We start from the raw sequence: 14,019 nt of genomic DNA on the forward strand, positions 1-14,019 counted from the left end.
AGGTTGGACCGCCATCGATGATCTGAGGGGTCTCATCGGCCGGGTCGTCGGGTTGCATGTAGCGACGCGAACGCCAGGCGTGGAAGGAAGCCAGAATGTCGGTTGCGAAGGTGTCCGAGATCAGCGCGACCTCGTCGAAGAGCTTCGAGGACGCGATACAGCAGGGTCTCGACCGAGCCGCCAAGACGGTGCGCCATATTCGTGGCGCGTGGATCAAAGAGCAGCACGTGCGCTGTGACGAGGGCCGCATCACGGAGTATCAGGTGAACATGATGGTGACGTTCGTGCTCGACGACTAATGCAGCACGCACACGGGAACTGCCATACGGCCCAACGAGCTGCTGAGCTTCGCGGCGGTCCCGCTGCGGCTTTTCGCCGTGGGCATGGTCGCGAGCCATCTCCCAGCACGCCCGCGCCACGAAGACCGACCCGATTGTCGCTCTTTGCTACGAGTGAGCAGAAATGGGGCGGGATCCCAGCCGACAAGGCGGGCGTCAAATTGCCAGAGAGCCCGATTGCGTCGCACTATGACAACACTGCGGCTTGACCTGGCGTCCATGGGGCTTGTAGCGTACTGAAAGTAAAGACTCGGTGTGCTCGAGGCGAAGATAGAATCTTGTGGTAGAGTAATGTCAATGCGTATCGCGCAGCCCAACTGCGTCTGTTGTTGTTGGATGGCCAGAATTGGCCCCTTGGGCTGCGGGTTGTGCGTACAGACTGAACAAGTGCACTAAAGACGAGACGCACCACACGCAAGGGCTTCGAAAGGCCCGGGGGCTCAGGTGAACGAGCTCCCGGGCCTTTCTGTTTTTTCGGGCGTTTTTTCTGGTGCCGGCGAATCGTGGAACAGGTGGCGTGATGACAGACGTTGTGAATGCACCACTGAGTGTCGAGCAGCTTGAAGAGGCCGCTACCCGTTTGGAAGACTGGTCCGCCGCCGACATCCTCGGTTGGGCTTGCGACCAGTTCGCGCCGCGGCTGACGATGGCCACGGGCTTTGGCGCCGAAGGATGCGTGCTGGTCGATATCATCGGCACCAACCGGCTTCCGATCGATCTGTTCACCCTCGATACCGGCCTGCTGTTCCCCCAGACCTACGCGCTCTGGCGCACACTGGAGACGCGCTACGGCGTCACGATTCGCGGCGTACGGCCAGCGCTCACGGTTGAGCAGCAAGCTGCAGCGCACGGGGCCGCCTTGTGGGCGCGCGACCCGGACGCCTGCTGCGCGATTCGCAAGACGGTGCCGCATCGTGCCGAGCTCCAAAAGTTCGACGCGTGGATCAGCGCGATCCGGCGCGACCAGACGCCTGAGCGCCGCACGGCTCGCGTGGTGGAGTGGGACGCGAAGTTCGGCCTCGTGAAGGTCAATCCGCTCGGGCGCTGGACCAAAGAGGAGATCTGGAGCTACATCGAAGCGCACGAGGTGCCAGTGAACCCGCTGCACCAAGAGAGCTATCCGAGCATCGGGTGCATGCCGTGCACGAGTCCGGTCGCCCCCGGGGAGAACGAGCGCGCCGGACGGTGGCGCGGACGGTCGAAGACCGAGTGCGGCTTGCACGACCGCGCGGTGTGGCGGCTCGCGCAGGTAACCGGGTAAGAATCTGCGCCGCGTGATGTGGACGAATCCTTTTGGGGAGGGCTCGTCCGCGGGAGCGCGCGGAGACGGGGGCAGGCGCCCTGACTGGGGGAAGGGGCCTGCCTCCGACGTTGTGGGTAGGGCCGCCTCGCCGAGGCGGCCGTGACGGCGCGGGAGGCTGACGCGCCCTACCTTGCGGGCCAGGTGGTATGAGGACCAAGAGGTATGTGCGTGAGCACTGACGTTCGGTTGTTTCCGGTCTTCCTCAAGCTGGCTGGCCGGCCAGTGTTGCTCGTCGGCGGGGGCACCGTCGCGGAGAGCAAGCTGGACGGCCTGCTGCAGGCGGGTGCCGAAGTGACGGTCGTTGCGCCGGCGATCCGCTCGGGGCTCGCGGGTCCCAACGTCACCCTGATCCGTCGCGCGTTCGCGCCCCAGGATCTGAATGGCAAGTGGTTCATCGTCGCCGCGGCGCCGCCCGCGGTGAATCGCGCGGTCGCGGAGGCGGCGGAGGCGCGCAACCTGTTCGTCAATGCCGTCGACGATCCGCCGAATGCCGGGGCGTACCTGGGTGGGGTGCTTCGGCGGGGCGACGTGACGGTGGCAATCTCGACGAGCGGCCACGCGCCCGCGTTGGCCGGTCTGGTGCGGGAGGGCCTGGACGGCCTGCTGCCGCGTGAGCTCGACACATGGGCATCGCTGGCGCGCGCCGTGCGTGCGAAGTGGCTTGCCGAGCGCGTGCCCATGCCAACCCGCCGACCGCTCCTGCTCGATGCGCTGAACCGGCTCTACGAGCCGATTCGGGTCGCGTTGCCGGGAGGCCGCGGCGTTGCCGCGTCTACCGGGCGCCAGGGCCAGCGCCAGGCGGGGCGCGCGGTCGAGCCCGAGGTAGGGGTAAGGATTTCGTAATGCGTGGATGTGTGTTTCTCGTTGGTGCTGGGCCGGGCGATCCCGAGCTGCTCACGCGCAAGGCCGCACGTTGTCTTCAGGAAGCAGATCTGGTGCTCTACGACGCGTTGGTGTCGCCCGAAGCGCTCGCGCTTGCGCCTCGAGCCCAACGCTTTCAGGTCGGGAAGCGCGCCGGCCGACCCTCCATCCAGCAAGGAACCATCAACGAGCTGATGATTCGTGCAGCGCGGCAGGGTAAGCGTGTCGTGCGGCTCAAGTGCGGCGATCCGTTCGTGCTGGGACGCGGCGGGGAGGAGGCGGTTGCGCTGCGTGCCGCAGGTATCCCCGTGGAGGTCGTGCCCGGCGTGACGAGCGCCTCCGCCGCACCGGCGCTGGCCGGCATTCCGGTCACCCACCGTGGTTATGCGTCAGGCGTGCTGCTCGTATCGGGCCATGATCCAGAGGTCTACGGCGAGCTGCTCGGTGCGGCGCCGCCGCAGCATGTGACGATTGTCGTGCTCATGGGCATCCAGCACCGCGATGACATTGCGCGCCGGCTCATGGCTCATGGCTGGGCGCCGACCTCGCCGGCGGCCATCGTCTTTGGCGCGTCGACGTCCAGTGAAAGCACGTGGACAGGCACGCTTGGTGAGATTGGGAATGCGGCACTGCCGCCGGGCGATCTGCCGGGAACGATCATCGTCGGCGAGGTGGTGCGGTTGCGCGCGCTGATTCACACGGTGGAAGCAGAGGAAGGTTCGGACTACGAGGGCTTCGCGTGCAGAGAATAGAACCACGAAGAGCATGGAGGATTAACCACGAAGAACACGAAGGACACGAAGAAGAACCCATGAATTCTCTTCGTGATCTTCGTGGTTGATCCTTCGTGATCTTCGGGTTGATGCCTCGTGAGCTTTGTGGTTACGGCGCGCAAGGAGAAAGACAATGGCGGCTATCGACGACATCAAGACGCTGGGGCGAGGGCAGCTCTCGTTTGCGGATGAGCGAGAGGTCGACGACTTCGTCGAGGTGCTCGGCCGCTACGAGCGCGGGGAGATCTCGCCCGACGAGTGGCGGAAGTATCGCCTCGTGCGTGGCACCTACGGCCAACGGCAAGAGGGCACGCTGCAGATGCTGCGCGTGAAGGCTCCGCAAGGCATCCTCAGCGGGGACCAACTTCGCGCCTTGGCAGACGCCGCCGAGCGATACTCGCGCGGGTTCGGCCACATCACGACGCGACAGAACATCCAGTTCCACTTCATTGAGCTGGACGATGTGCCGGATGTCATGCGGGATCTGGCGGCAAGCGGCATGACGACCCGCGAGGCGTGCGGCAACTCGGTCCGCAACATTACGGGCTGCCCGTTTGCCGGTGTGGCGCGGGACGAGGTGTTCGACGTCACACCGTACGCGGAGGCGCTCACGCGTTACTTGCTCAGGGGTCCGCTCAGCGCGATCCTGCCGCGCAAGTTCAAGATTGGCTTTGAAGGCTGTCAGGAAGATCACGCGTTTGCCTCCATCAACGACATCGGTTGGTGGGCGCAGGTGCGCGAGGTGGACGGCCGCACCGAGCACGGATTCCGCGTCACGGTCGGTGGCGGCACGTCGATCTTGCCGCGCTCCGGCATGGCGCTGTTCGAGTACGTGCCGGCCGCTCGCATGTTCAACGTCGCCGACGCGATCCTGCGCGTCTACCATCGCTTCGGCGACTACGAGCACAAGCAGCGGAACCGCATGAAGTTCTTGATCAAGGCGATGGGGTGGGAGAAGTACCGCGAGGAGGTGCTGCGCGCGTACGAGGAGCTGTGCGCGGAGGGCGGCGGCACGCCGCTTCCGTTCGATCCAAACGATCCACCTGTTGAGAATGCGCCAGATTGGGGATCACCAGAGGCGCCGGCGCTCGAGGCGACGGCGGCGCGGGCAGCGGCATCGTCCGTGAAGGGGCCTGGCATCATGCCGCAGGTGAGCCCATGGCTGGTCTGGGATGCGCGCGCCTTTGCCGCGTGGCAGGAGACCAATGTCCTTCCACAGAAGCAAGAGGGGTACGTCAGCGTTCTCGCGCGCGTGCCGCTCGGCGACGTGACCGCGCAGCAGTTTCGCGTGCTGGCAGACCTGGCCATGGCGTTTGGCGACGGGATGGTCCGGATGACGCCGGATCAAAACCTCGTCTTCCGTTGGGTACGGGAAGAGCAAGTAGCGGGGTTCTATCGCCACCTCGCGGCGGCGAGCCTCGGTCGCCCCGACGCGCAAACAATCGCGGATGTCGTCAGCTGCCCGGGAGCCGAGTCGTGCCGACTGGCCGTGACCGCGTCGCGGGGGCTGGGACGCCTGCTGACCGACCACCTCGAGGCGCACCCAGAGATCGTCGAGGCGGCCCGGTCGTCGCACATCAAGATTAGCGGCTGCCCGAACGGCTGCGGTCAGCATCACGTCGCCGACATCGGGTTCCAAGGCAGCATTCGCAAGTTGGGGGATCGCGCCGTACCACAATATTTTGTGATGGTCGGCGGCGGTGTGGCTGCCGAGGGAGCCAACTTCGGCCGTGTCGCCGCCAAGGTGCCGGCGCGTCGAGGTCCTGAGGCGCTGGAGCGTCTCATTGCCCTGTATCGCGATCAGCATGCACCGGAGGAGACTGCCGGCGAGTTCTTCCGCCGTATCGATTTCGCGGTCGTCAAGAAGACGCTCGCGGACCTCGAGCAGTTGTCCGCCGAGCAGGCGCAGCCCCAGGACTTCATCGACCTCGGTGAGGACACCGAGTACAAGCAGGTGATCCTCGATGGGGAGTGCAGCGCGTGAGGTGCCCGCGTGCCTACGTGGGCTCGCCCGACCTAAAGGTCGGGCGGACAACATCCCGAAGTACCCCGAGGTACGCCTTGGCATCCTGCGGGCGGCCGGTGACGATCGACGCAGCCGCGCGCATGATCATGCCCACCGTGATGAGTACCCGCAGCGTGACACGGGTGCCAGTGCCGTGGTGCTTGTCCGCGTACCTCAGCAAGTTCCGATACCACACGCGTGAGAATGCCCCCAGGCCCAGCGCGCGCATCGCGACGCCGCCTTCATGCACGAACGGCGCGTCTGGCGTGTAGCCGATGCGCCAACCGGCACGTTTCAAGCTCCGGCAGAGATCGACGTCCTCGTACCACGCTGGATGGAACTGCTCATCCAAGCCGCCGGCGCCGGCGAATGCTTCACGACGCAGCATCAGACAGGCAGCGGCCGGCTGATCCACGTCCTGCGGCTTGGTGAGGTCGAGATCGAGTGCGAGGTAGCGCCGGCTGATCGGGTTGCCAGGCCAAAGCTTATCGATCAGCAGCAAATCGACTACCCACGTTGCGAGCGTGGGAAAGCGGCGGACGGTGAAGCCCCGCTGAATGCCGCCATCCTCATCGACGAGGCACCCTCCGACGGCGCCGTAATCAACGTGCGCGTCGAGAAATGCCGCGAGACGATCGATGCCTCCCGGCTGTGCTCGACAATCGGGGTTCAGCAAGAGGAAGAAGCGGCCACGGGCCCGTGCAGCCGCCCCATTCACGGCGCCGGCAAATCCAAGGTTGCGCGCCTCGCGAACGATTGTCGCACGCGGTGACGCGCGCGCCGCCTCGTCTGCGCTACCGTCCGTCGATGCGTTGTCGACGACGATGACCTCGTAGCGATCGGGATCCAGGGAGCCTAGACAGCGGCCAATGTACGCGCCGGCGTTCCAACTCGCGATCAGGATGGAGACCTCCGGCGGCATCGGCGTGGTTTACCTACAGGCGGTCGTCCTCGTGCCTGGGCGCTGTAGGCCCGACTTTTAGGTCGGGCGCAAGCTCACTGGCCCAGGATCTGACTGATCTTGTTGTAGACCTGCTGTGCCATGGCGTTGTACCCGTCCTGGGACGGATGCAGCCCGTCGGCGCTCATCTCAATCCCACTCCAGTTGATGCGGAAGATGCCCTCCGCCTGCGTGAGGGCCTCGATCCGATTATTCAGCTGTGCGACCAACGCGGGGTTCCTTCGGGGCTCGCCGGTTATCTCATCGTCTTCGACCGGTGTGAGCTTGCAAATGACAACGACCTTCGCTCGTGCCTGTGCTTCGCGCACCATGTTGCGCAGTGCACCGTGCGCCCGTTCGATTGCCGTCGACGGGTCGGGTCGTGAGAGATCGTTGACGCCTTCGAGCAAGACGACGAGGTCGTACTCCGGATCCTCGTCCAGGACGTCAGGAAAGCGCGTCTCACCGGAGTTGCCGCCGCAATTGGCGCTCGATGCGCACTCTCCGCCGACACCCCGGTTGCGAACGGTCACACCGCCAGCAGCGAAGCGAGGGGCGTCCGCCAGGCGCTGCAGGAGACCTGCGGGATACGGCGTCATGGCACGCATCGACTGAATCGTGCAGCCGCTCCCGAGACTGCACTCGCGAAACGAGGTCGTCCCCGCCGTGATGCTGTCTCCGAACGTCAGCACATGGAAGTTGTAGCTGAAGGCAGAGGAGGCGGTCTCGCCGTGACCATCGGCATTGGTCACGGCCACCGACACGGGACCCGTGCGCTTACCGGGCGCGGCCGGCGTCACCGCCACGATCGTGGCATCGTCGATCACACGGACGCTACGGGCGGCCGTACCGCCAACGGCAACCGTGGCGCCCTGCTGGAAGCCGCGTCCGCGGATTGTGATCTGCGTGCCGCCACTGAGGCGGCCAGTGTCCGGCGCGACTGACGAGATCTGCAGGGGCGAGGCCGGCGATGGCGATCCGACCGGCAGTGCACCCCACGGCACACCCGCGCTGGCGTGGCCGCCATCCAAGCCTCCCCAATAGACGGCTCGCTCGGCCAGGAATGGCAGCGGCGAGCTGCCAACGGAGCGGATCGTGGTTGCGAACCGCTGGTTGCTCGCTTCTGGGTAGAGCGGTCTGCCGTTGTCGTCGGTCGCCCCCATGTACAACGTGTAGCGGGACTGGGGCGGCACGGTGAGTGGATGCACGGCGCCTGTCCCGTCCCAGCGGACCACGTGCACGCGCAGCTCCAGCGGCGTCGCATGAGGGTTGGAGATCAGAAAGAACGTGTCATAGGGACCGCCGGCGAGGCCGGCGAGTGCGCCCTGGATGCCTTCGGCGAAGGCCCACGCGGGCGACAGCGCTGGAACGCCCTGCACGGTGTGACCGTCGGCAGGGACCAGGCTTCCGTTGACGAGCCAGTACATCGCCCGTTCCGCGACAATCGGCAGGCTCGGGTCGGCGCTCTGCGCCGTCATGGAGAACCCGGTCGCGCCGAGCTCCGGCACGTCGAGGCGGACCGAGATGGTTCGGCGGTTCTTTGCCTGGACGGGGAAGTCGCGCTGCACCACGCCGCCGCCATCCTTGAAGAACGAGACGTGCACGGACGTGTCTTGCGCGTTGGGGTTTTCGAGCAGCAGAAAGGTCTCGAATTGCAGCGACGCGTTGCCACTGGTGGCGCCCTCGCCGAAGTACCACGTCTGCGCCGGCGTGCGTGTGCCGGTGCTGTCGGTGCCGCCGGCAAAGCCGTTCCAGTACATGGCGCGCTCGACCGCGATTGGGTGGTCCGACGTGATTGTCGTCGAGAACTCCGCATTGCGGAACTCGGCCGGGACATCCTCCTGGCCATTGACCCACACGGTGTTGCGCGAGAGCGGCTGCAGGACGCGCGTCATCGAGCGAGGCGCGCCGCCCGCGGCCGGCAGGAACGTCAGCGTCACGGTTGCCGGCACCTGGTGCGGATTGACCAGAAGGATGAACGTTTCCCAGAAGCCGGAGGCGCCCTCCGCGAGTTGCCAGCTGGTTGACAACGCCGTGAGCCCGAGGGCGTTGTGGCCAGCGCCACGCTCACCGTTCGGCCAGTACATCGAGCGCTCGACGACGATCGGTACGTTGTTGGTGGAATCGACGCGCGCGGACACCGCGCCATTGATGTTGTTGGGGAAGAACTGCGCGAGGCGCAGCGTGTACCTGCTGTGCGCACCCACCGCGAGGGGGACGGATGTCTCGGTGCCGGCTCCTGGCTCCGGGAGGAGCGTCACGGTGACCTCGGCGTTCTCCGCGGTCGGATTCGCGATCAGGATCTCTTCGTCGAAGACGGCGTTCTGTGCGCCCTCGGCGAGATACCAATGGACGTAGTCGCCCGGCGTTTGCCCGGCGACCGGCGCGGTCGAAATGGTGACGAGCAGGAGTGCGAGAAGGCTGATTTGAATGAAAAAAGCGTAATGCCGCTGCATAGGCTCCGAGGAGCATTGTAAACGAAAGGGGCAAGGATCGAGGGGGCTAGGGGTCTAGGGATCAAGGGATCAAGGGATCAAGGGATCAAGGGATCAAGGGATCAAGGGATCAAGGGGACAAGGGGTCTAGGGGACAAGGGGTCTAGGGGTCTAGGGCTTCGGCGTAGCTCCTAGATCCCTCGATCCCTTGATCCCTTGATCCCTTGATCCCTAGACCCCTAGCCCCCTCGATCCCTCGCCCCTCCTTTTGCCAGTTCAGGCCCGAAAACTGCCCGATCGCGGGAATCTTGACGGGGCACGACCGGCTGTGGCTGATAATTCAGCCGATCACGACCCTGCCGGCTGTAGCACCAGTCTGCCCAGAGGTCGCTTGAAGGAGAGAGCATGCCGAAGCCGATCAAGTACGCGGAGAAGGGATTGAGCTACCTGGCCAATGGCGCCTGGTATGCCTTCGACACCCTGAACCACCTGCGGCCCGGTGCTGGATTCACTCCAGCCTGGTCCGAGAAGCCCTTGCTCAAGTCGTGGCAGAAGGTCAAGCCGCCGCTCGGCTGGCCGCGGGAGACCGACTCTCTCTGCCCGCAGTGCGTGCGAGAGGCGCGTAAGGAGATCCTCGACGGCAAGAAGGACATCAGCGTGCTGCTCAACGAGAAGGTGGGCGAGATCAAGGCCACCGTTCTCGAGCGCGACGGCAAGATCCTCATGGTGAAGGACTGCCCGATTCATGGCCACTTCGAGGATGTGATGGCCATCGACACGGCCTTCTTCAAGCACCTCGAAGACGTGTTTCCAGGCAGCGACATCGCCGCGCACAACGACGAGAAGCTCCACAACCACGGCACCAGCACGATCAAGTACGGCCGCGGGTCGGTGCTGACGGTCGACCTGACGAACCGCTGCAACATGATGTGCGATCCCTGCTTCATGGATGCGAATCAGGTGGGGTTCGTGCACGAGCTGTCGTGGGAAGACATCAAGACGCTGCTCGACAACGCCATCACGATCAAGCCGCGCCGGCAGATGTCGGTGCAGTTCTCCGGCGGCGAGCCGACGCTGTCGCCCTACTTCCTCGACGCGGTGCGCTACGCGAAGAAGGTTGGCTACAACAGCGTCCAGGCTGCCACCAACGGCGTCGAGTTCGCCAAGAGTCCTGAGTTCGCCACGGCGGCCGCGGAGGCTGGCCTGCGCTACGTGTATCTACAATTCGACGGCATTGGCAATGCCGCCAACTCCCATCGTCTCGTGGGCAACCTGTTCGACGTGAAGCTGCAGGCGATCGAGAACCTGTGGAGCGCCGGCGTGGACATCGTGCCGGTGACGACGATCCTCAACGGCATCAACAACGAGCAGGTCGGTCGCATCGTCAAGTTTGGCATCGACAATCCGAGGAAGATCAACTTCCTGTCGTTCCAACCGGTCTCGTTCACGGGACGTGACGAGGAGATCAGCGACGAGCGGCGGCACGCACAGCGCTATACGCTGTCGCACCTGGCACACGACGTGAAGCAACAGACCGGGCTGGGCGAGCCGATACGCGACTGGTTCCCGATCTCCTTCATGAGCACGTTCACGGACTGGGCTGACCTCGTGCACGGTCCGCAGGCTCAGTGGGGACAGCTCACCTGCGGGTGCCATCCAAACTGCGGCGTGGGCATGGCCGTGATGATCGACAAGGAGACAAAGGAAGCGGTGCCGGTAACGGCGTTCCTCAAAGGCGAGCAGCTGGCGCGAGACGTCGCGCGCGTCAACGACGCGGCGCGTGGCAAGTTCCTGTCGGTCGTCGGCATGGCGCTCGCGCTGCTGCGGAACTACGATCCGTTCAAGGCACCCACGCACTTCAAGATCATCGACCTCTTCAAGAAGTTCGACAAGACGTTCGGCGCGACGGGCCGCGATTATGGCCGCGTGGACGGCAAGCGGACGCAGGAGGACATCGAGAAGCGGCGTGCGGACCGCTGGAACTTCCTGTTCGTGGCTGGCATGTGGTTCCAGGATCTGTTCAACTACGACTTCCGCCGCACCGAGCGCTGCATCATCCCGTATGCCACGCAGATGGGGGAGATTTCCTTCTGCGCGTACAACACCGGCATCGGCTGGCGCCAGATCATCGAGAAGATGCACATGACCGCCACGCTGAGCAAGTGGTACGAGGAGCACGGACGCCATCAGATTTATGCGGGTGGCAAGAAGGTGGAGCTCGAAACCACGGCGCACTCGCTGTTGCTCGATCGGGAGGCGGTGAATGTTGGCCGCCAAACCGACCTCGATGAGCTCGGCATCGCCAAGACGGCACGCGAGGAGAAGCTGCGCGCTCGTGCACAGAGCAAGCAGCAACAGCAGGAGCAGGCCGAGCAAGAGCGGATGATGCAGCTCTATCGCCAGCAGGTGCTCAAAGAGCAGCTCGGTGGCAAAGAAGAGGATCACGTGATTCCGCTCGATACGCTCCGGAAGAGCAAGACACCGCAGACGGTCGCCTAGGCGTCTCCACCACGCGTACCGTCTCGTGAAACCGAGGATGTTTTAGGTAGGGCCGCCTCGCCGAGGCGGCCGTTATCTCGCCGAGGCGGCCGGACGGCGCGTCCGGCGAACGCGCCCTGCCGATTCTCAAGGGCCTCGTGGCCGAACGTCACGGGGCCCTTCGTGTGTACGCCGCTCTACCTGTCCGCCTGCGAACGCTCGGTTCCAACCCCGAACAGTTCGCTCGTGCCATGTCCCCATGTTGGGCGTGACTGACTCCGTGTAGCGTCCTTTTCGTCCCAGGCAGCGAACCATCCGTGATGCGCTGCCGTCCAACCCTGCTAAGTGACGGTTCTGGTTGCTTCGGCGAACTGATTGCCGACGCGTGCGTCGTTTCGATCACGGCGCGTTCGGCGAACGCGCCCTACCGTGAGAGCGGACGGTCGCCTCGCGGAGGCGGATGATGACGGTAGGGCCGCCTCGCCGAGGCGGCCGCGTGAAGGTTGCAGAGACTTCACCGAGAACAGTTATGGGTCTGCTGCACGGAATTGGCCTGCTCGCGACGTTCGCCCTTGCTGTCGCAGAAACGAGTGGGGCGCTCGTGCTGCAGCAAGCGGATGGCTGGCGCATTGAGATCGAGGCGCCCAGCGTGGCGGTGAGCGCGGATGGGCGGTTCGTGGCGTTCGTGTCGTACGCGCGCCTGCTCCCAGTCGACACGAATCAAATCGCCGATATCTATGTGTTCGACACTCGATCGGGCCAAATGACCTTGGAGAGTGTAGGGAAGGACGGGCGGCCGGCCGACGCGGCAAGCTTTCATCCGACACTGAGTGCAGATGGCCGCATCGTCGCATTCGATTCCTCGGCGCGGAACTTGGTCGATGTGCCGCTCGCCGAAGGTCAGTCTCATGTCTACGTGCGTGACCGGGCCCGCGGAGAAACACGGCTGGCGAGTGTCGCGGTGGACGGCTCGACGCCCGACGCCGGAAGCTTCTTGCCGTCGATCAGTGGAGATGGTGCGACGGTGGCGTTCGAGTCGAGCGCGACGAATCTCGTTGACCTACCCGATGCGAACTCAGTGGGCGCAGACATCTACGTCGCCGACCTCGATGACGGCGCGATCGAGCGCGTCAGCGTCAACAGCGCCGGCGAGCAAGCACCGTTGGGGACGAGCTTCACCCCGGGCCTCAGCGCCAATGGCACACGCGTGGCCTTCACGTCGACTGCGGACATCGAGTGCGCTGGAGGAAGGACGTCGTGCCCGCCGTGGCGCCAGGATACGAATGGACTGCCGGACGTGTACGTGAGAGATCGGCGCGACGGCTCGACTCGCCGCTTGAGTCGCGGCGCCGACGGTGACGAAACACTGGCGCCGAGCCATCATCCAGCCCTGGACCAGAACGGTCGGTTCGTCGCGTTCGTGTCGGTGGCGGGGAACCTCGTCGCGGGCGATCGGAATCGCGCCGAGGATGTGTTCCTCTACGATCTGGAGACCGGTAAGACGACGCTCGTGAGTCGCCGTGCGGGAGGGGGCGTGTCCGGAAATGGGCGCAGCCTACAGCCCGACGTGTCGGCGGATGGACGGTTCGTCGGCTTTCAGTCGAAGGCATCGGATCTCGTCTGCGCCCGTAGCTGCGCGCCCACCGATGTCGACGACAACAACACGTGGGACGTGTTCTTGTTCGACGCCGAGACCGGACGCATGACTCGCGTGAGCGCGGATCCGGGCAGGCAGGCCTGGCGCGAAGCAAGCGCAGGCGTCCGGCTGGACGCCGCCGGCCGGCTGGTGGCCTTCCAGTCCAGCAAGCCCAGCGGCCCGCACGATTTGCGGGCCGATTACGATTTGTTCCTGCGATGGATGAGAGGGTTTGGTAGCCCCCAATCGTAATCGTCTCCCGGTACCTTCGGCGAGTCGAGGGGGCGCGGCAGACGATTCAAGCCAGGGGGTGTGCCGTGCCCTCTGCGGTCATTGCTCTTGCGAGCATGCTCGCCCTCATGTCGCCGGGCGGTTCGATGCCCGGTCCGCCGCCCAACCTGCGCGTCGATCCCGCTCTCGAGCGGGTTGTCGCGCGGATGTGGAGGACATCGCCGGTATTCCGTGCACAGTGCGCCCGCATTGCCGACGAACCGACACTCTTCGTGGCAGTCTGGTACGATGAGAGGGCTTTGCACGGCCGCCGGCGCGCCGTGACGACCTTCGTCCGCCACGCACGACGGCTCGTGTCTGCCCAAGTGCGTCTGTCGCGTGGTCACGATCCGGTCGAGCTCTTGGCTCACGAGCTCGAGCACATCGTCGAGCAGCTCGACGGGGTGGATCTGTCCGTCGCAGTCTTGAGGGGGGATCAGGTCAGGCGTGCAAGGGACGGAAGCTTTGAAACCAGGCGTGCCATTGAGGCAGGGTTGCGGGTGCAGCGTGAAGTCCGGCACGGCCGCGGCTCGCTGGCCAGCGCGGATCCGGCTCCGGACGTAGCAGCAACCCATTCGCAGCAGCGGCTACCGCCACTGCGCCCACGCTGATATGCCCCGACTGATCGAGCGTCCCACAATCGTGACCGCGGCCGGCAACAAGCCGAAGCTCATTCGGGAGTTCGCCGGGCGGGTGAACAGCGGCCACGCCAATGTCAGCGTCGCGTACATGGTCTCGCCGGAGGGTTGGCGGGAGCCGGGGCAACGCCCGGACTTCGAGGAGATTACGCTCGTGCTACGCGGCACGCTCCGCGTCGAGCACGAGGGTGGTGTTGTCGACGTGCACGCAGGCCAAGCTGTCGTCGCAGCGCCTGGCGAGTGGGTGTGCTACAGCAGCCCGGAGCCTGGCGGTGCCGAGTATGTCGCCGTGTGCGTGCCCGCCTTTTCGCCAGATACGGTCCATCGGGACGAGTAATCCTT

Annotated in this window: 11 protein-coding genes; 9 read left to right on the forward strand and 2 right to left on the reverse strand. The window is 65.1% G+C overall.

From position 1 onward, the window contains the following. The first annotated feature begins 95 nt into the window (after positions 1-95). From GEV06_11525 to GEV06_11545, 5 genes are all read left to right on the forward strand, one after another. Entirely contained in the window at positions 96-299 is a 204-nt protein-coding gene (locus GEV06_11525; protein ID MPZ18526.1) for a dodecin domain-containing protein, read from the forward strand. Between the two features lie 559 nt (positions 300-858). Beyond that, positions 859-1,599: a phosphoadenylyl-sulfate reductase gene (locus GEV06_11530; GenBank protein ID MPZ18527.1), complete on the forward strand. Its 741-nt coding sequence runs from the start codon at positions 859-861 to the stop codon at positions 1,597-1,599. A 204-nt stretch (positions 1,600-1,803) separates the two neighbouring features. Beyond that, complete coding sequence (locus GEV06_11535; protein MPZ18528.1) at positions 1,804-2,484, forward strand: bifunctional precorrin-2 dehydrogenase/sirohydrochlorin ferrochelatase; 681 nt, start codon at positions 1,804-1,806, stop codon at positions 2,482-2,484. Further along, the gene (gene cobA / locus GEV06_11540; protein MPZ18529.1) at positions 2,484-3,254 is read left to right on the forward strand and encodes a uroporphyrinogen-III C-methyltransferase; all 771 of its coding nucleotides are present in this window, start codon (positions 2,484-2,486) and stop codon (positions 3,252-3,254) included. Before GEV06_11535 ends, cobA begins: the two co-directional genes overlap by 1 nt. 154 nt (positions 3,255-3,408) lie before the next feature. Continuing rightward, the gene (locus GEV06_11545; GenBank protein MPZ18530.1) at positions 3,409-5,259 is read left to right on the forward strand and encodes a nitrite/sulfite reductase; all 1,851 of its coding nucleotides are present in this window, start codon (positions 3,409-3,411) and stop codon (positions 5,257-5,259) included. Between the two features lie 13 nt (positions 5,260-5,272). Here GEV06_11545 and GEV06_11550 read toward each other — a convergent pair whose 3' ends face one another. Next, positions 5,273-6,202, reverse strand: a complete 930-nt coding sequence (locus GEV06_11550) for a glycosyltransferase (GenBank protein MPZ18531.1) — start codon at positions 6,200-6,202, stop codon at positions 5,273-5,275. Between the two features lie 74 nt (positions 6,203-6,276). Next, positions 6,277-8,676 (reverse strand): hypothetical protein, encoded by a 2,400-nt coding sequence (locus tag GEV06_11555; GenBank protein MPZ18532.1) that lies wholly within the window; start codon positions 8,674-8,676, stop codon positions 6,277-6,279. A 384-nt stretch (positions 8,677-9,060) separates the two neighbouring features. Here GEV06_11555 and GEV06_11560 point away from each other — a divergent pair, with 384 nt between their 5' ends. The 4 genes from GEV06_11560 to GEV06_11575 all read left to right on the forward strand — a co-directional run bounded on the left by GEV06_11560 (position 9,061) and on the right by GEV06_11575 (position 14,014). Then, positions 9,061-11,154, forward strand: coding sequence for a radical SAM protein (locus tag GEV06_11560; GenBank protein MPZ18533.1), 2,094 nt, complete (start codon positions 9,061-9,063; stop codon positions 11,152-11,154). A 439-nt stretch (positions 11,155-11,593) separates the two neighbouring features. Further along, entirely contained in the window at positions 11,594-13,021 is a 1,428-nt protein-coding gene (locus tag GEV06_11565) for a hypothetical protein (GenBank protein MPZ18534.1), read from the forward strand. A gap of 65 nt (positions 13,022-13,086) precedes the next feature. Continuing rightward, complete coding sequence (locus GEV06_11570) at positions 13,087-13,650, forward strand: hypothetical protein (GenBank protein MPZ18535.1); 564 nt, start codon at positions 13,087-13,089, stop codon at positions 13,648-13,650. Position 13,651: 1 nt separating this feature from the next. Beyond that, positions 13,652-14,014: a cupin gene (locus GEV06_11575; protein MPZ18536.1), complete on the forward strand. Its 363-nt coding sequence runs from the start codon at positions 13,652-13,654 to the stop codon at positions 14,012-14,014. Positions 14,015-14,019: the final 5 nt, after the last annotated feature.

Source organism: Luteitalea sp., assembly GCA_009377605.1.
Lineage (GTDB): Bacteria > Acidobacteriota > Vicinamibacteria > Vicinamibacterales > Vicinamibacteraceae > WHTT01.

What these genes read in the sequence shown, in the direction of transcription:
- GEV06_11525 (MPZ18526.1), top strand. Translation starts at nt 96, where the DNA reads ATGTCGGTTGCGAAGGTGTCCGAGATCAGCGCGACCTCGTCGAAGAGC.
- cobA (MPZ18529.1), top strand. Translation starts at nt 2,484, where the DNA reads ATGCGTGGATGTGTGTTTCTCGTTGGTGCTGGGCCGGGCGATCCCGAG.
- GEV06_11550 (MPZ18531.1), bottom strand. Translation starts at nt 6,202, where the DNA reads ATGCCGCCGGAGGTCTCCATCCTGATCGCGAGTTGGAACGCCGGCGCG.
- GEV06_11535 (MPZ18528.1), top strand. Translation starts at nt 1,804, where the DNA reads ATGTGCGTGAGCACTGACGTTCGGTTGTTTCCGGTCTTCCTCAAGCTG.
- GEV06_11530 (MPZ18527.1), top strand. Translation starts at nt 859, where the DNA reads ATGACAGACGTTGTGAATGCACCACTGAGTGTCGAGCAGCTTGAAGAG.
- GEV06_11565 (MPZ18534.1), top strand. Translation starts at nt 11,594, where the DNA reads ATGATGACGGTAGGGCCGCCTCGCCGAGGCGGCCGCGTGAAGGTTGCA.
- GEV06_11555 (MPZ18532.1), bottom strand. Translation starts at nt 8,676, where the DNA reads ATGCAGCGGCATTACGCTTTTTTCATTCAAATCAGCCTTCTCGCACTC.
- GEV06_11545 (MPZ18530.1), top strand. Translation starts at nt 3,409, where the DNA reads ATGGCGGCTATCGACGACATCAAGACGCTGGGGCGAGGGCAGCTCTCG.
- GEV06_11560 (MPZ18533.1), top strand. Translation starts at nt 9,061, where the DNA reads ATGCCGAAGCCGATCAAGTACGCGGAGAAGGGATTGAGCTACCTGGCC.
- GEV06_11575 (MPZ18536.1), top strand. Translation starts at nt 13,652, where the DNA reads ATGCCCCGACTGATCGAGCGTCCCACAATCGTGACCGCGGCCGGCAAC.